21 protein-coding genes are annotated in these 15,328 nt (G+C 65.6%); 12 read left to right on the forward strand and 9 right to left on the reverse strand.

What is annotated here, in order from left to right; translation table 11 throughout:
* Positions 1 to 281: 281 nt before the first annotated feature.
* Complete coding sequence (locus Q0743_RS31510; protein WP_298245319.1) at positions 282 to 530, forward strand: helix-turn-helix domain-containing protein; 249 nt, start codon at positions 282 to 284, stop codon at positions 528 to 530.
* A 72-nt stretch (positions 531 to 602) separates the two neighbouring features.
* The gene (locus Q0743_RS31515) at positions 603 to 1,148 is read left to right on the forward strand and encodes a collagen-like protein (protein ID WP_298245320.1); all 546 of its coding nucleotides are present in this window, start codon (positions 603 to 605) and stop codon (positions 1,146 to 1,148) included.
* A 174-nt stretch (positions 1,149 to 1,322) separates the two neighbouring features.
* Here the strand turns inward: Q0743_RS31515 and Q0743_RS31520 are convergent, their stop codons facing one another.
* Both Q0743_RS31520 and Q0743_RS31525 read right to left on the reverse strand, forming a co-directional pair.
* Positions 1,323 to 1,544, reverse strand: a complete 222-nt coding sequence (locus tag Q0743_RS31520; RefSeq protein ID WP_298245321.1) for a hypothetical protein — start codon at positions 1,542 to 1,544, stop codon at positions 1,323 to 1,325.
* 97 nt (positions 1,545 to 1,641) lie between these two features.
* Positions 1,642 to 1,908, reverse strand: coding sequence for a DUF2277 domain-containing protein (locus tag Q0743_RS31525; protein ID WP_298245322.1), 267 nt, complete (start codon positions 1,906 to 1,908; stop codon positions 1,642 to 1,644).
* A 128-nt stretch (positions 1,909 to 2,036) separates the two neighbouring features.
* Here Q0743_RS31525 and Q0743_RS31530 point away from each other — a divergent pair, with 128 nt between their 5' ends.
* The 5 genes from Q0743_RS31530 (at position 2,037) to Q0743_RS31550 (ending at position 5,062) form a co-directional block, all read left to right on the forward strand.
* Positions 2,037 to 3,113 (forward strand): alpha/beta fold hydrolase, encoded by a 1,077-nt coding sequence (locus Q0743_RS31530; protein WP_298245323.1) that lies wholly within the window; start codon positions 2,037 to 2,039, stop codon positions 3,111 to 3,113.
* Positions 3,114 to 3,131: 18 nt separating this feature from the next.
* Positions 3,132 to 3,482: an MmcQ/YjbR family DNA-binding protein gene (locus Q0743_RS31535; protein ID WP_298245324.1), complete on the forward strand. Its 351-nt coding sequence runs from the start codon at positions 3,132 to 3,134 to the stop codon at positions 3,480 to 3,482.
* Positions 3,483 to 3,599: 117 nt separating this feature from the next.
* Positions 3,600 to 3,953: a hypothetical protein gene (locus Q0743_RS31540; RefSeq protein WP_298245325.1), complete on the forward strand. Its 354-nt coding sequence runs from the start codon at positions 3,600 to 3,602 to the stop codon at positions 3,951 to 3,953.
* 42 nt (positions 3,954 to 3,995) lie between these two features.
* A complete protein-coding gene (locus Q0743_RS31545) occupies positions 3,996 to 4,427 on the forward strand; it encodes a DoxX family protein (RefSeq protein ID WP_298245326.1) in 432 nt (143 codons plus the stop codon).
* Between the two features lie 32 nt (positions 4,428 to 4,459).
* Positions 4,460 to 5,062 carry an MSMEG_1061 family FMN-dependent PPOX-type flavoprotein gene (locus Q0743_RS31550; protein ID WP_298245327.1) on the forward strand — a complete coding sequence of 201 codons (603 nt, stop codon included), beginning with the start codon at positions 4,460 to 4,462 and terminating at the stop codon, positions 5,060 to 5,062.
* A gap of 162 nt (positions 5,063 to 5,224) precedes the next feature.
* Here the strand turns inward: Q0743_RS31550 and bfr are convergent, their stop codons facing one another.
* The 3 genes from bfr to Q0743_RS31565 form a co-directional block, all read right to left on the reverse strand.
* Positions 5,225 to 5,713 (reverse strand): bacterioferritin, encoded by a 489-nt coding sequence (gene bfr, locus Q0743_RS31555; protein WP_024339472.1) that lies wholly within the window; start codon positions 5,711 to 5,713, stop codon positions 5,225 to 5,227.
* 133 nt (positions 5,714 to 5,846) lie between these two features.
* Complete coding sequence (locus tag Q0743_RS31560; protein ID WP_298245328.1) at positions 5,847 to 6,119, reverse strand: (2Fe-2S)-binding protein; 273 nt, start codon at positions 6,117 to 6,119, stop codon at positions 5,847 to 5,849.
* Positions 6,120 to 6,280: 161 nt separating this feature from the next.
* Positions 6,281 to 6,580 (reverse strand): hypothetical protein, encoded by a 300-nt coding sequence (locus Q0743_RS31565; protein ID WP_298245329.1) that lies wholly within the window; start codon positions 6,578 to 6,580, stop codon positions 6,281 to 6,283.
* Between the two features lie 129 nt (positions 6,581 to 6,709).
* Here Q0743_RS31565 and Q0743_RS31570 point away from each other — a divergent pair, with 129 nt between their 5' ends.
* Both Q0743_RS31570 and Q0743_RS31575 read left to right on the forward strand, forming a co-directional pair.
* Positions 6,710 to 7,033 carry a hypothetical protein gene (locus tag Q0743_RS31570; RefSeq protein WP_298245330.1) on the forward strand — a complete coding sequence of 108 codons (324 nt, stop codon included), beginning with the start codon at positions 6,710 to 6,712 and terminating at the stop codon, positions 7,031 to 7,033.
* A 239-nt stretch (positions 7,034 to 7,272) separates the two neighbouring features.
* On the forward strand, positions 7,273 to 7,554 hold the full coding sequence (locus Q0743_RS31575) for a hypothetical protein (RefSeq protein WP_298245331.1): 282 nt from the start codon (positions 7,273 to 7,275) through the stop codon (positions 7,552 to 7,554).
* Positions 7,555 to 7,635: 81 nt separating this feature from the next.
* Here Q0743_RS31575 and Q0743_RS31580 read toward each other — a convergent pair whose 3' ends face one another.
* Together Q0743_RS31580 and ettA are read right to left on the reverse strand one after the other, a co-directional pair.
* On the reverse strand, positions 7,636 to 8,862 hold the full coding sequence (locus Q0743_RS31580; RefSeq protein WP_298245332.1) for a lytic murein transglycosylase: 1,227 nt from the start codon (positions 8,860 to 8,862) through the stop codon (positions 7,636 to 7,638).
* A gap of 4 nt (positions 8,863 to 8,866) precedes the next feature.
* On the reverse strand, positions 8,867 to 10,516 hold the full coding sequence (ettA, locus tag Q0743_RS31585) for an energy-dependent translational throttle protein EttA (RefSeq protein ID WP_298245333.1): 1,650 nt from the start codon (positions 10,514 to 10,516) through the stop codon (positions 8,867 to 8,869).
* A 234-nt stretch (positions 10,517 to 10,750) separates the two neighbouring features.
* Here ettA and Q0743_RS31590 point away from each other — a divergent pair, with 234 nt between their 5' ends.
* The gene (locus Q0743_RS31590) at positions 10,751 to 10,966 is read left to right on the forward strand and encodes a hypothetical protein (RefSeq protein ID WP_097660395.1); all 216 of its coding nucleotides are present in this window, start codon (positions 10,751 to 10,753) and stop codon (positions 10,964 to 10,966) included.
* 131 nt (positions 10,967 to 11,097) lie between these two features.
* Positions 11,098 to 12,060, forward strand: a complete 963-nt coding sequence (locus tag Q0743_RS31595; protein WP_298245334.1) for a D-2-hydroxyacid dehydrogenase family protein — start codon at positions 11,098 to 11,100, stop codon at positions 12,058 to 12,060.
* A 57-nt stretch (positions 12,061 to 12,117) separates the two neighbouring features.
* On the opposite strand, the gene Q0743_RS31600 is transcribed toward Q0743_RS31595, so the two are convergent.
* Positions 12,118 to 13,329: a L,D-transpeptidase gene (locus Q0743_RS31600; protein WP_298245335.1), complete on the reverse strand. Its 1,212-nt coding sequence runs from the start codon at positions 13,327 to 13,329 to the stop codon at positions 12,118 to 12,120.
* Positions 13,330 to 13,698: 369 nt separating this feature from the next.
* On the opposite strand from Q0743_RS31600, the gene Q0743_RS31605 reads away from it, so the two are divergent.
* The gene (locus Q0743_RS31605) at positions 13,699 to 14,463 is read left to right on the forward strand and encodes a hypothetical protein (protein WP_298245336.1); all 765 of its coding nucleotides are present in this window, start codon (positions 13,699 to 13,701) and stop codon (positions 14,461 to 14,463) included.
* A gap of 1 nt (position 14,464) precedes the next feature.
* Here Q0743_RS31605 and sseA read toward each other — a convergent pair whose 3' ends face one another.
* Positions 14,465 to 15,316: a 3-mercaptopyruvate sulfurtransferase gene (sseA, locus tag Q0743_RS31610; RefSeq protein WP_298245337.1), complete on the reverse strand. Its 852-nt coding sequence runs from the start codon at positions 15,314 to 15,316 to the stop codon at positions 14,465 to 14,467.
* Positions 15,317 to 15,328 lie beyond the last annotated feature (12 nt).

The following is a 15,328-nucleotide window of genomic DNA, read 5'->3' on the forward strand; positions in this document are numbered from 1 at the left end:
CGGCGGCGGCGGCGATTGAATCGCAAGGCCGCGGCGTACTGGATGCCCCGCCTTCGCGGGGGCAATGACACCTTCTTCGGCGCGCGAGATAGGTCCGCATCATCGTGCATCTCCTTCCAATCGCGGCGGCTTCGCGGCTTTCCCGAGGTCATCTGGTGCGGCCGCACGGAATTAACCTTTCGTTAACCAAACCCGCCCACCGTAGATCTACGGCTTGGGGGTCGTTTGTTCTCGATCCGCTTCCAACGATGGAAGCGGGCGTTGATCGGGGAGTTGAGTTGATGACCACTGTTCATGTCGCCGCGTCCGAACCGGGCGCACAGTTTCTTGCCCCCAACGAGATCGTTCCGCTTCTGATCGGCGCCACCGTCGACGAGGTCGAGCGTGAGCTCGTGCTGCAGACTCTCGCGCGCTGCGACGGCAATCGCACGCGCGCCTCGCGCGTGCTCGGCCTGTCCGTGCGCACGCTGCGCAACAAGATCAAGCTCTATGCCGCCTCGGGCATCGAGGTGCCCGCCTATCAGGATTAGTGCGCGCACCAGAATTGCTGCTGTCGTCAAACGCCGTTAAGTAACTTGCTTTCGTGAAAGGGGAGCAGCGGCGTGGCAGACGATCAGGGACGACGGCAGGGAGCTCAAGGACCGCGCGGACGACAGGGCGAGCCGGGACGGCCGGGACCGCAGGGTCATCCGGGCCGGCGCGGCCCCGACGGCGCGCGCGGCAAGCCTGGTCCGCAGGGCAAGCCGGGACCGATCGGAAAAGCCGGACCTCAGGGCAAATCCGGTCTCCAGGGCAAGCAAGGCGAAGCCGGCCCACGCGGAGCGATCGGCGCGCAGGGACCTGCCGGACCGCAGGGGCCGGCGGGGCCGCAAGGCCCGCGCGGCGAGCCGGGACCTTCAGGTCAATTGCCCTCGATCGAACAGGTGCTGCCGTGGCTCGATCAGCTGTTCGACGCCTGGGACGAGCGCCGCCGCCAACGCGAGCGTGAAGCCGCCGAGCGCGACGCGCTGGAGGCCGCCGAGCGCGCGATGCTGGAAGCCGCCGTGCGGGAGACCGACGAGGGCATGCTCGATGACGAGAGCGACGCCGGCGAGGACGACGAGCACAAGAAAAAGAAGAAAAAGAAGAAGCACGGCCACAGGGATTAGTGGCCCCCGCGCCTCGGACGCAGCGCAGCGCTTCCCTGGCGATGCGAAGCATCGTCAAGTTCAGCGGAGCGCTGCTAAGCCGGGCCCATGTCCCGAGACGCGCGCCTGGCTCCTGGATCCCGCTCGGCGTCGCGGCGCCGGCGCGCTGAACCGCGTCCGGGACACGCTGGAGGATCAAGACGCGCCGGAAGCATCATCCTTGCCCGGCAGCATGCCCATGCGCTCGAACTGCCAGCGCATGGCGCGATACCAGAGATAGCCGACCGCGGCGCCGCACACGGCAAGGATGATCACGTTCGCGCTCGAGAACGAGCCGCTCCACCACATCATCCACGCGGTCCATAGCAGCGTGAAGACGATGGCACCTGCTTTCAGAGGAAGAAGGGGGCGGCTCATGATCCTGCTCCGGGTTGTCAAAACCCCGGCGGACATCATTGCAAAATGAGGCGCCCCATACCGTGAGCCAGATCACGGAACGAGTTGCCGGAGCCCACTAACCGAAGCGGAGCCGCGAGCGCTCCTTCGCCCTTTCCGCCTCGATCTCGCGGTCGCGCGCGGGCGCATGGGTGTGCAGCGAGGTCAGGAGTTTTCGCGCGGCCTCCGACACTTCCGCGACCGCACGATCGAAGGCTGCTTCATTGGCCTGCGAGGGCTTGTTGAAGCCGGACAATTTTCGCACGAACTGCAGCGCGCTGGCGTGGATCTCATCCTCCGTCGCCGGCGGCTCGAAGTTGAACAGCGTCTTGATGTTGCGGCACATGCTGGGTCTCTCTCCGGCGGTTTCCTCAAGGACGATCGGCGAAGCCAAAATCCTACATCCTTCTTCGCGCTTCTGCTAAGTTCCCTCCCAACGCGGCCGCCGACCATGAGCCGCACGGGGGAACGAACATGAAAGCTTGTTGCGCAGCACTGGCAGCCGTCCTGCTGTCCATCGCAATGCCGGCCGTCTCCACACTCGTATCAGCCGCCGACTATCCCGCTCCCAAGCAGGGCGACTGGATCGCCAGGGACTTCAAGTTCCACACCGGCGAGACCATGCCGGAGCTGAAGCTGCACTACACCACCGTCGGGGAGCCCTCGGGCCAGCCGGTGCTGGTGCTGCACGGCACGGGCGGCTCGGGCACGGGCATGCTGGGACCTTCCTTCGGTGGTGAACTGTTCGGTCCGGGCCAGCCGCTCGACGCGTCCAAATATTACATCATCCTCCCTGATGGCATCGGCCACGGCAAATCGTCGAAACCGTCCGACGGCATGAAGACGCGCTTTCCGAAGTACAATTACGACGACATGGTCGAGGCGCAGTATCGCCTGGTGACCGAAGGCCTCGGCGTCAAGCATCTGCGGCTCGTCATCGGCAATTCGATGGGCGGCATGCACACCTGGCTGTGGGGCGAGAAATATCCGAAGGCGATGGACGCGCTGATCCCGATGGCCTCGCAGCCGACCGAGATGGCCTCGCGCAACTGGATGATGCGGCGGATCATGCTCGACACCATCCGCAACGATCCCGACTACAATGGCGGCAACTACACCAGCCAGCCGCGCATGATGAAATACGCTGCCACGGCCTACGGCATTGCCAGCATCGGCGGCACGCTGGCCTATCAAGCGCAGGCGCCGACCGCGGCCAAGGCCGACAAGATGGTCGACGACCGGCTGGCGACGCCGATCACCGCCGATGCCAACGATTTCGTCTACCAGTGGGAGTCCTCGCACGACTACAATGCAGGCGAGAAGCTGGAGGCGATCGACGCATCCCTCCTCCTCATCAACTCCGCCGACGACGAACGCAATCCACCCGAGACCGGCATCACTGATGCTGCGATGAAGCGGGTCAAGAACGGCAAGCTGTATCTGATCCCTGCCAGCACCGAGACGCGCGGCCACGGCACCACGGGCAATGCCAAATTCTACAGCGAGCAAATCAGACAATTGCTGCAGACCGCGCCGCAGCGGACAATGTGACACCAGCAGCAAGACGGTATGTCGAAAGCCCGCTTTCGCAAGGCTGCACTCGCGCTTCCCGGCGTTATCGAGGGCGCGCATCACGGCCACGCCGACTTCCGTGTCGGCAAGCGCGTGTTCGCGACGCTGGGTTATCCCGATGACGCATGGGGCATGGTGAAGCTGACGCCGGACCAGCAGACCATGCTCGTCGACGCCGAGCCGGAGCAGTTTCGCCCGGTCCCCGGCGCCTGGGGCAAGAACGGCAGCACGAATGTGAAACTTGGAAAGGTCGATCCGGTGACGTTGCGCAGCGCTCTCGATATGGCCTGGCGCAATGTTGCACCGAAATCGCTGCTCGCTGCGATCGAGACACGATCGCGAAGCTGATACCGCATCGCATCATATGCCGAGCTTGCGAGCCGCATATTATTTGAGCATGCAATGCGCTGACAGCTCAGGCTTAATCGCATCAACGATACGAATCGGAACGCGACGGAGGATCGCATGCGCAGGCTCGCATTCTGCGTTTGGCTGGCCGCGATGACGGCGCTGACGAGTGCCGCGTTCGCGTTCGACAACGGGCAATACGACCACGTCCCGCCCGACATCCGCGCCTGGTTCAAGAGCGTGATCGCGCCGAACGGCGTGCCCTGCTGCGACATCTCCGACGGCCACCGCACCGATTACGACGTGCGCGCGGGCAGCTACTGGGTGCCGATCGAAGGGCAATGGATGGAGGTGCCCGAACGCGCCATCATCCGCGATCGCGGCAATCCCGTCGGCCAGGCCGTGGTGTGGTACGTCCACCACCGCGGCGCCATCATCATCAGTTGCTTCGTGCCGGCGGATGCCGTCTAGCCGCGCGATGGCGCGTCAGTGCTGCGCGTGGTAGTTCGAGCGATGGCTTCCGCAAGCGACCGAACACGCGCGGTGATGCGCTTCGTATTGGCGGCGTTCTACATCGCAGCCGGCGTCGCACATCTGATGGTCCCTGAGAAGCTGCTTGCGATCACGCCATCCTGGGTTCCGTTCGCGGCGCAAATCGTCCTCGTCACCGGCATCTGCGAAATCGCCGGCGCCATCGCGCTGGTGACGAAGCCACTGCGCTGGTGGTCGGGGGTGGCGCTCGCGCTCTATGCCCTTTGCGTCTGGCCGGCGAATATCAAGCACGCCCTGGAAGGCATCGACCTTCCGCCGATCCCCAACAGCTGGCTTTATCATGGGCCGCGCCTGATGTTTCAGCCGGTGCTGATCTGGTGGGCGCTGTACTGCGCATGCGTCATCGACTGGCCGGTGCGGCGCGATAAGGGGGATAGGGGCCGAAAAGGGTGATAGTCTCGACACGTGCAATCAAGGAGCCTCTCGTGACCGATCTTTGCGCCGAAGACCTCGCCTCGATCTATGCCAAGCCGAGCCCGCGCGTGATCGCGAAAGCGCGTCCCGCGATCGACGCGCATGCGAAGAAATTCATCGAGATGTCGCCGTTCTGCGTGCTCGCGACGTCAGGCGCGGACGGCAGCGTCGATGCCTCGCCGCGCGGCGGCGGCATCGGCTTCGTCCACGTCGCTGGTCCCAACCAGCTCTTGATGCCCGACCGCTCCGGCAACAACCGGATCGACAGTTTTCGCAACGTCGTCGAAGGCTCGGGCTTCGTGCAGATGCTGTTCTTCGTCCCCGGCATCGACGAGACGCTGCGCGTCGGCGGGCGCGGCACGCTTTCCGCGGATCCGGATCTGCTGGCGTCCATGGTCGAGTTCGGCAAGCCGCCGCGCGCGGTGCTGAACCTCGCCGTCAGCGAGGTCTACTTCCACTGCGGCAAGGCGCTGATGCGCTCGAAACTATGGTCGTCGGAGAAGGTGCAGCGCTCGGTGATGCCGAGCATCGTCACGGTCATTCACGACCAGACCGGCCTCGGCGAACCGGCAAGCCAGGAGACCGTGGAAGAGTTGTACAAGACGCAGTTGTAAGTGGAGTTGCAGCCAGCGCGGCAAGCACGCTGTCGTCCCGGCGCGCGAAGCGAGCCCGGGACCCATAGCCACAGGCTGCCAGCCTCGCACCACACTTCCCGCTGTGGTTATGGGTCCCCGCTTTCGCGGGGACGACACCGGATGTGTGGCTGACGCCGGAGCTTAGTGCCCCTCGCCCTCGAGCCCGCCGACGTGCTTCTGGGTGTAGAGCTCGAGGCCGATGCGGCCGATCAAATCGAGCTGGGTTTCGAGGAAGTCGATGTGATGCTCCTCGTCGCTCATCAGCTTCTCGAAGAGGTCACGCGTGACGTAGTCCTTGGCGCCGTGGCAGTAGGTCGCCGCTTCCTGGTAGAGCGCCCGCGCGCTCATCTCGGCCGCGAGGTCGCACTCGATGATCTCCTTGACGTTCTGGCCGATGCGCAGGGGATCGAGCACCTGCATGTTCGGGAAGCCGTCGAGGAACAGGATGCGCGCGGTGAGCTTGTCGGCGTGCTCCATCTCCTCGATGGACTCCTTGCGCCAGACCTTGGCCATGTCGAGGAGACCCCAATTGTCGAGGAAGCGGTAGTGCAGCCAGTACTGGTTGATCGCAGTCAGTTCGTGACGCAGCGCCTTGTTGAGATAGTCGATAACTTTTGCGTCGCCCTGCATGATTCACTCCAGCTCTTGCAGTCCAAATCGGTCCTAACCGAATTTAGAACGCTTCTAAGTCAGTTTACGAATGAGGGCAACTGGCTACACGGACGCAGCCGGGGGAAAAGCTCAGCCAGGCAGGCGGAAGATGTCAGCACGCCGCGAGGGCGAACTGCGCGGGCTCGGCCGCCTCGTCATTGGCGGCTACGGTGTGGTTGTGCGGGCAGCCTGCGCAGCAGGACTGGGCGCAGGGGCCAAGGGCTTCGTCGATGATGGTCTTGATCGTCCGCGCGCAGCGACCGCATTCGGCGCTGCAGCCGAGGCATCCATAGACCTGCTTGGCATGGCGCACGGCGTCGTCGGACTCGGCGACGGCGGTGCGGATGTCATTGTCGCTCAGCACGTTACAGGAACAAACGATCATGGAAGCGGCAGGCCCTTCGGTGATGCGCCATCAGCGATATTCAACGGGCCGGCCGGATGCAAAAGGAAAAAGCGGTATTTGAAGCTATTCCAAACTGGCCCAAAAGCAGCCTAGAACGGCCCTAAATTTCAGCGTTGCGCTGGATCAAGATTTGAGGGGATCTAATCGCCACCGCCCCCACCGTCGCCGCCGCCTCCACAATCGCCGCCGCTGCTGGCGCTATCGCTGCTGGAGCAACTGCCGCCGTCGTCCGAGCTTCCGGAACTGTCGCTGGAAAACCAGCTCCCCAGCGAGAAGCCGTCACTCGTCCCGGTGTCGCTGCTGCTGCTGCTTCCGCCGTCCCCGCCCGCTCCGGCGCGCGAGCGACGGCTGCGGTTCTGGAGGTGGGTGAACCAGCCATAGCCGATCGCAGAGACGATCCCGGCAGCAATCAATGCATTGATCATCGCGTTGCCCATCATCGTCTCCCCTGGAGGTCACAATCCTATTAATTGGTCGTGCCGGGCCAAGGGGCCGTTCATTGATCATTCAAGCGAAGTATGGAACTCTGTTCCCAAAGGTTCCCGCGTGCTTTTGCGAAAGGTCAGCCCATGAAGAAGTTGCTCCTGACGATCACCGCCGTCGCCGCCCTGGCCGTTGCGGCCGGAACGCCGGCTCATGCGCAGCGCGGCGTCGCGGCTGGCGTGGCGGCCGGAATCATCGGCGGCGCCATCGTCGGTGGCGCGCTGGCCTCTCCGTATTATTACGGACCCGGCCCAGGCTATTACGAACCCGGCTATTACCCGCCGCGCTACTACGCGCCGGCTCCGGGCTATGTCGCGGACGGCTACTACGGCGGCGGCTGCGTCTGGCAGAAGCAGCGCTTCTGGGACGGCTATGGCTGGCGCGTCCGCCGCGTCAGAGTCTGTGGCTGAGGCGCCTCGAACAGGTTCAACGCGACCGCTTCAGTTGGACCGGTTCACTACGGATGCGCCGTTCATCGCAGGGCCCGAAAAAGACCGCTTTTTCTCGTCACAGCTCCGTGTGCGTTTACCGTGGGTTGACCAATTGCGCGCTTCCTAGCTGCACGGCCAATTCCATCAGCGTGTGCGTGAACCTTTGAAACCCGGGCGCCTCTAACAAGAGGAACCCATCTCCCAGGAGAGCCCTGAGCATGAAGAAGACTCTAGTTGCCGCCCTCACGGTTGCGACGGTCGCCGGTTCGCTGGTGACCGCCACTCCGTCCGCGAAGGCCCATGACGGGATCGGCGCCGGCATCGCGGCCGGCCTGATCGGCGGCGCCATCGTCGGCGGCGCGATCGCGTCGAGCCGTCCGGCCTATGGCGGCCCGGTTTACGTTGCCGAGCCCCCGCCGCCCGCGCCCTGCTACTGGCAGCGCCAGCGCTACTGGGACGGTTATGGCTGGGTCGTTCGCCCGGTTCGCGTCTGCTACTGATCTGATCGCATGGCGCTCGCAAGCGCCGCGATCGAAGCCCGGCCGAGACCCTCGGCCGGGCTTTTTCTTTTGCGACTTGCGCTATCGCGCCGCCTGGATCGAGCGCAGCACCTCTTCGCTCGGCCAGCAATCGACCTTGAGGCCAGCCGACTTCTGGTAAGCGCCGAGCGCAGCGCGCGTCTGCATGCCGGCCTTGCCGTCGATCTTGTCCTTGTAGAGCCCGGCGCGCGTCAGCCCGCGCTGCATGGTCTCGACATCCTTGGTACGCAGCTGCTTCGAGGTCGCCCAGGGCGTTGCGAACGGCAACGGGCTCGTCATGCGATCGGCGAGGTGGCCGACGAACAGCACGTAGAGGTCGGAGAAATTGTATTCCTTGATAACGAAGTAGTTCTTCGTGGTCAGGAATGACGGGCCGTAGATGCCCTCCGGCTGCAGCAGCGAGGCCGGCTGCGCCTGTTCAGTGGCACTCAGCCTCGCGCCGCGCACGGGGACAAAACCTTCGCGCAACCACTGGCCGATCGGCTTCGTCACCTCGGGCACGCCATTGGTGCAATCGACCTTCGCCGGCGCCTGCACCTCGTAGGCCCAGCGCACGCCGCTCTGCCAGCCTTTGTTGACGAGCTGCTGCGCGGCGGAGGCCAGCGCATCCGGCACCGAGTGCCAGATGTCGATGCGGCCGTCGCCGTCGAAATCGACGCCGTGCTTGTAATATTCGGACGGCAGGAACTGCGTGAGCCCCGTCGCGCCCGCCCAGGACGAGCGCATGTCCTTGCGCGTCACCACGCCCTCGCCGAGGATTTTCAGCGCGAGGATGAACTCGGTGCGGTATTGATCCTTGCGCCGCCCGACATAGGCCTGCGTCGCCAGCACGCGGACGAGATCGTAAGGCAGCGTGTAGCGGCCGTAATCGGTCTCGCGGCCCCAGATCGCGAGCATCACGGTCGCCGGCACGCCGGACTTCCTTTCGATCTCGCCGAGCGGGCCACGATATTTCTGCAGCAGACGCTGCCCCTCGCCCGCAAGCCGCGCGATCGAGCTTTCCCTGACGTAGTCGGCCGGCACCTGCACGAACTCGGCCTGCGACGGCGCACCGGTCGCCGGCCGTCCGGGCAGGATCAGATCGGGCAGCTTGTAATCCGGCTCGAGCCCGCGCGTCTGTTGCTCGAACGTCGCCCGCGAGACGCCTTCGGCCTGCGCCTCCGGCCAGAGCGAGCCGATGAATTGCGTGAAGGCGGCGTCTGCGGCGCGGGCGCACGAACAGCCACAGGTGACCACGATCACCGCAGCGATGAGCGCCCGCCGCATCATGCCGTCACCGCGTCAGCTTCTTGTACTTCACGCGGTGCGGGATGATGCTGTCCTGGCCGAGCCGGCGCATCTTGTCCTTCTCGTAGTCCTGGAAGTTGCCTTCGAACCATTCGACGTGGCTGTCGCCTTCGAAGGCCAGGATGTGGGTCGCGATGCGATCGAGGAACCAGCGATCATGGCTGATGATGACGGCGCAGCCGGCAAAATCCTCCAGCGCCTCTTCGAGCGCGCGCAGCGTGTCGACGTCGAGGTCGTTGGTCGGTTCGTCGAGCAGCAGGACGTTCGAACCCGACTTCAGCATCTTGGCGAGATGCACGCGGTTGCGTTCACCGCCCGAGAGCGCGCCGACCTTCTTCTGCTGGTCCGCGCCCTTGAAGTTGAACGACGAGCAATAGCCGCGCGAGTTCACTTCCTTCTTGCCGAGCAGGATCAGCTCGTTGCCGCCGGAGATTTCCTCCCACACGGTCTTCTTGCCGTCGAGCGCGTCGCGCGACTGGTCGACATAGCCGAGATGCACGGTCTCACCGACCGTGATGGTGCCTGAATCCGGCTTCTCCTGGCCCGTGATCATCCTGAACAACGTGGTCTTGCCGGCGCCGTTGGGACCGATCACGCCGACGATGCCGCCGGGCGGCAGCTTGAAGGTGAGATTGTCGATCAGGAGGCGATCGCCGAAGCCTTTGCTGAGCCCCTCGAAATCGACCACGTTGGCGCCGAGCCGCTCGGCGACCGGAATGATGATCTGCGCAGTCTGGGTCTGCTTCTCGCTCGCCTGCTTGAGCAGCTCCTCGTAGCGCTGGTAGCGCGCCTTCGACTTGGCCTGACGCGCCTTCGGCGACGAGGCGACCCACTCCTGCTCGCGAGCCAACGTCTTCTGGTGCGCGGCGTCCTCGCGCCCCTCCTGCTCCAGCCGCTTCTGCTTCTGCACCAGCCAGGACGAGTAATTGCCCTCGTAGGGGATGCCGCGGCCGCGATCGAGCTCGAGGATCCAGCCCGTGACGTTGTCGAGGAAGTAGCGGTCGTGGGTCACGATCAGGATCGCGCCGGGATAGTTGCGCAAATGGCCTTCGAGCCAGGACACGGATTCGGCGTCGAGATGGTTGGTCGGCTCGTCCAGCAGTAGCAGTTCGGGCTGGTCCAGCAGCAGCCGGCACAGCGCGACACGGCGGCGCTCACCGCCCGAGAGCTTGCTGACGTCGGCATCGTCGGGCGGGCAGCGCAGCGCGTCCATGGCCTGGTCGACCTTGCTGTCGAGATCCCAGAGGCCCTGGGCCTCGATCTCGTCCTGCAGCTTGGTCATCTCGTCGGCGGTCTCTTCCGAATAGTTGACCGCGAGCTCGTTGTAGCGGTCGAGGATCGCTTTCTGCTTGGCGACGCCCTGCATGACGTTGTCGCGCACGGAGAGCTTGGGGTCGAGCTGCGGCTCCTGCTCGAGATAGCCGACGCGGGCACCTTCGGCGACCCAGGCCTCGCCGGTGTATTCCTTGTCGAGGCCGGCCATGATCTTGAGCAGGGTCGACTTACCCGAGCCGTTGACGCCGAGCACGCCGATCTTGGCGTCCGGATAGAAAGACAGGTGGATGTTATCGAGCACCTTGCGGGTCGGGTAGCTCTTGGTCAGGCCCTGCATGAAATAGATGAACTGGCGCGCCATCGGTCCCGAAAACCTTCGATTTGAGGAAATTTGCTTCGCCGCCGATGTAGCGATCCCGCCCCCAAAGGGCAACGTTTTCCCTCCGTTCACCACGGATGAATACGGGACGGACACCATCCGGCCACCGATCCGGACAATTGAAACCATCTTTTAATCAATCAGGCCGAATGCTCGGTCTCGCGCGGCAACAGCGCCACCCGCTCAGAAGGAACGGGAGCACAGCGAGACAGCGTCATGGCTCTGATCGAGACCCATTCCCTTCCTGTTCCGGCAGAAGCCGGCGGCACCTCCGCGCTCCTCTCGGAGATCAAGGGCTTCTGGAGGGGCTTCTTCGCCACCGCCTTCAACCCCTACCGGCCCGAGCTGCACTACATGCGCGGCCCCGGCCCCGCCTGGCGCGCCAAGCACGGCATGGATGCGCCGATCCGGCTGAAGCCCCGCGATCTCTGATCCCCTCCCCGCTATCGGATTTTTGAAGACGCGAGCTGCTTGCGCGCTGGCGCGATTGCGCGCAACCATGGCCTAGGTTCCGACGATGGCGCTCGCCTGGCGCCCTCACCTCTCGCCATGGATGAACGCTGATGAGCCGGCTGCGCTGCGCAATTCTCGACGACTATTTCAACCTCGCCCTCGACGTCGCCGACTGGCAGAAACTGTCCGACCGCGCCGACGTCACCGTGTTCAGCCATCCCTTCGCCTCCGAGCAGGCCGCCGCCAGCGCGCTGGCCGACTTCGAGATCATCTGTGCGATGCGCGAGCGCACCGCATTCCCGAAGAGCCTGTTCGACAAGCTTCCCAAGCTGAAGCTGCTCTTGACCTCCGGCATGCGCAACGCCGCCATCGACATGGACGCCGCCAAGGGACGCAGCATCGTCGTCGGCGGCACGCAATATTCCCGCGATCCCACCGCGCCCCTGACCATGGGCCTGATCCTGGAGCTGACCCGCGGCATCGGCCGCGAGAACGCGCGCATGCATGCCGGCGAGCCCTGGCAGACCTTTGCCGGCGTCGAGATCGAAGGGCTCACGCTCGGCGTCCTCGGGCTCGGCAAGCTCGGCAGCAAGATGGCCGGGATCGCGAAGGCGTTCGGCATGAACGTGATCGCCTGGAGCCCGAACCTGACGCCGGAGAAGTGCGCGGCGGCCGGCGTCGGCTACGCCACCAAGGAAGAGCTGTTCGCCAAGGCCGACATCATCACCATCCATGTGGTGCTGAGCGAGCGCTCGCGCGGGCTGGTTGGCCGCGATGATCTGGCGCGGATGAAGCCGACGGCGTTCCTCGTCAACACCGCGCGCGGACCAATTGTCGACGAGGCGGCGCTGCTGGAGGCCTTGCAACAGCGCAGAATCGCGGGCGCCGGCATCGACGTGTTCGCGGTCGAGCCGCTGCCGGTCGACCATCCCTTCCGCAAGCTCGACAATCTCGTGCTGACGCCGCATCTCGGCTACGCCACTCGGGATGGCCTTGGCATCCATTACGGCCAGATGGTCGAGGCAATCGATGCCTTCACCCGGGGCGGCGAGCTGCCGCGCAAGCTGGCCTGAAACGACGAAGGGCGCGCCGACGGCACGCCCTTCGCAATTTGATCTGGTTCGAAGCGCTTAGCGCACGGTGACCGGTGCGGGCAGCGGCGGCACCACGGTCGGCTGCGTGCCCGGAACAGGGCCAGCCTGCGCGGCCATCGGAGCCGGACCAGGGGCAGCAGCACCAGGCGTCGGCGCAGCGGAGGCGGTCGCCGTTCCCGGCGGTGGGCCACCCGGCAGCACGACCACGCGGGTGCCGACCTTGACGCGATCGAACAGGTCCGAGACGTCCTCGTTCAGCATGCCGATACAGCCGGACGAGACGAACTTGCCGATCGTCGAGGGCTGGTTGGTGCCGTGGATGCGGTACACGGTCGAGCCGAGATACATCGCGCGGGCGCCGAGCGGATTGCCGGGACCGCCGGCCATGAAGCGCGGCAGATAGGGCTGGCGCTCAATCATCTCGGTCGGCGGATGCCAATCCGGCCACTCGGCCTTGCGGGTGATCTTCTGCACGCCGGTCCAGGTGAAGCCGTCGCGGCCGACGCGGACGCCGTAGCGGATCGCACGGCCGCCGCCGAGCACGTAATAGAGGTAGGTGTTGGGCGTATCGACCACGAGGGTGCCGGCGGGCTCCTTGGTCTGGAACGAGACCTCCTGACGGCGCAGGTTGGGTGCGAGCTGCGCCGGGGCAGCATCGGGCTGCTCCTCGGGCGGCAGCGAGGCGACCGTCATCGGCCGGCCATCGGCGCCGACCGGCGGCTGCCCGGCCTGGACCGTTCCGGTCGCGGCGGGACCACCGACGGCTTCCGGCGGACGCATGCCGTCACCGGCGGGGGCCTGGCCCTGCTGGCCCGGGCGATTGGCATAGATCACCGGCGGCGGACCGGCGGGACGGCCGTAGCGGGGATCGTCCGGCGACATCACCGGACCCTGCGGCGGCGCGGCCGAATAGACCGGCGGCGCGCCCGCGGGGCGGCCATAACGCGGATCGTCCGGCGACATCACCGGCCCCTGCGGCGGGGCCGCCGAGTAGACCGGCGGCGCGCCCGCGGGGCGGCCATAGCGCGGATCATCGGCCGGACCGGGCGGCGGCAGCGAGGCCTGCGGCATCGCGTCGTCCTCGTCATCCAGCGCGTCGAAATTCGGCGCGCGGTCGCCGGGCCGGTATTCGGCCGGGGCACCGTAGCTCGGTGCCTGCTGGACCGGATAGCTCTGAGCCTGCGCGAGCGAGGTTCCCGCCGCAGCGACTGTTGCGGCAGCGCATATCGTCAGAAAATGTTTGATCATCATCGCTCTTGTATAGTCCCCGGGCCCGTCAGGACCGTTAACGGCCAGATGGCCGAAGATAGCGGCACATTCAAGACATATCAGGCTTATTTGCGCCGGATTTGCCGATTTGTGATCCGCAAGACTACCGTTGCCCCGTTGCATCACGGGGCGGAAATCGCATGGCACCGTGAATTGCCCGGCACATCCGCCCCGAATTTAAGGGAACGGGTCGGAATCGTTGCGGTATGTTCGAATCAGCCTGATTCGCCACAGCTTTGAGCTTCGATCCCCGCGTGGCGAACGCGGCAAACAGTACCGTCACCGCGTTCAGATGGCTCATGGGCTCTGGCACCCCACTCTGCCGGGGCGGAAATTCGTAATCCCTCGATGCTTCCCGGCTTTCGCTTCCTGTTTGCCGCGATCCTGCTGTCAACCTCCATCCTGGTGTTCGGCCTGGGCGCCGCCGCGCTCCTGCGCGCGAGCCATGAGCAGTATGCCAGCAATCCTCCCTCCTGGCGGAACGGCCCGCAGGAGCAGATGTTCGCGCAGGCGCCCGAGCCTGCCCCGCCGGTGCTCGCGGTCCTTCGCGCCGAGCCGGAGGTCACGGCCGAGCCCGAGCCGTCGCTGCGCGACCAGGTGCCGACCATCGGATTGCCCGAGCAGGTGGCCGCGCTGACGACCGAGACCGAGGTTCAGCCGCAACCCACGGCGCCCGCGACGGACGCCGCGGCCGCCGAACCGGCCAAGGACGCGACCGCGACGGAGGCCGCTGCTCCAACGCCCGCTGACACGCTCACTCCCGCCGATACGACGGCGTCGATCCCCGAAGCCAAGCCCGATCTGACGCCTGCCGTTGTCGCCACCGCAGAGCCGGCACCGGCTGATCCGGCCCTGGCCGCCTCGGCGCTCGAAATCGCCTCCGCCAAGCTGGCCGCCTTGAACGCGCCGGCGACGACGGCCGTGAAGGACCCGCCGGCGAAGGCCAAGCCGGAGATCAAGGCAGACGATAAGGCGACCAAGCGCAGGGCCAAGGCGAAGAAGCGGCACCGTGTGGTGCGGCGTCCGCCGCCTCAGCAGTTGCAGCAGCAGCTCGATCCGTTTGGGCAGCAGCAGACGTTTGCGACGACGACGGCCATGAGGCCGCGCCAGTAGCCTACGCCGGCCCGGTCGCGATGGCCGGGCCTTTTTCCTGGCCCCATTCCGACCACGAGCCGTCATAGAGCGCGGTGTCGGTGATCCCCAAGCGATACAGCGCGAGCGTCAGCACGCCGGCCGACACGCCCGAGCCGCAGCTCGTCACGATCGGCGCATCCAGCTTGACGCCGGCATTGGTGAAGGCGGCGCGCAGGTCATCGAGCGGCTTCATCTCGCCGGTCCCGGCGTCGAACAGGAGATTGTAGGGCACGTTGCGGGCGCCGGGAATGTGGCCGGAGCGGATGCCCGCACGCGGCTCGGGCGCACGGCCCTCGAAGCGGTCGGCGGCGCGGGCGTCGATCACCTGCTCGGTCCTGCTTTCGACATTGGCGATGAGCTGCTGCATGCTGCGCACGCGCTTCGCATCGAAGCTGGCCTTGAATGTCGCAGCCTTCGGCTTCACCTCGCCGCTTTCAACGGGCCGCCCCTCGGCGCGCCACTTCTTCAAGCCGCCGTTGAGGATGCGCACATTGCCGTGGCCGAACGCCAGGAACATCCACCACGCGCGGGGCGCGGCGACCCAGCCGCCGGAATCGTAGAGCACGACGGTGTCGGCGTTGGAGATGCCGAGACCACCGATGTCGCGACCGAACTGCTCGGCGCTCGGATACATGTGCGGCAACGGGTTGGAATGATCCGACACCGCGTCGACATCGAAGAACACAGCACCCGGCAGATGCGCGGCGAGATAGTCGTCCTTCGGCAGCGGCAGCACGCCCGGCAGCTTGAAGCTGGCGTCGAGGATCTTGACGTTGGCATCGCCCATGTGGGCGGCGAGCCATTCGGTGGAGACGAGGGGGTCGGTGGTCATGCTTCTGTACTC

The organism is uncultured Bradyrhizobium sp., from assembly GCF_936943645.1.
Classification (GTDB): Bacteria; Pseudomonadota; Alphaproteobacteria; order Rhizobiales; family Xanthobacteraceae; genus Bradyrhizobium.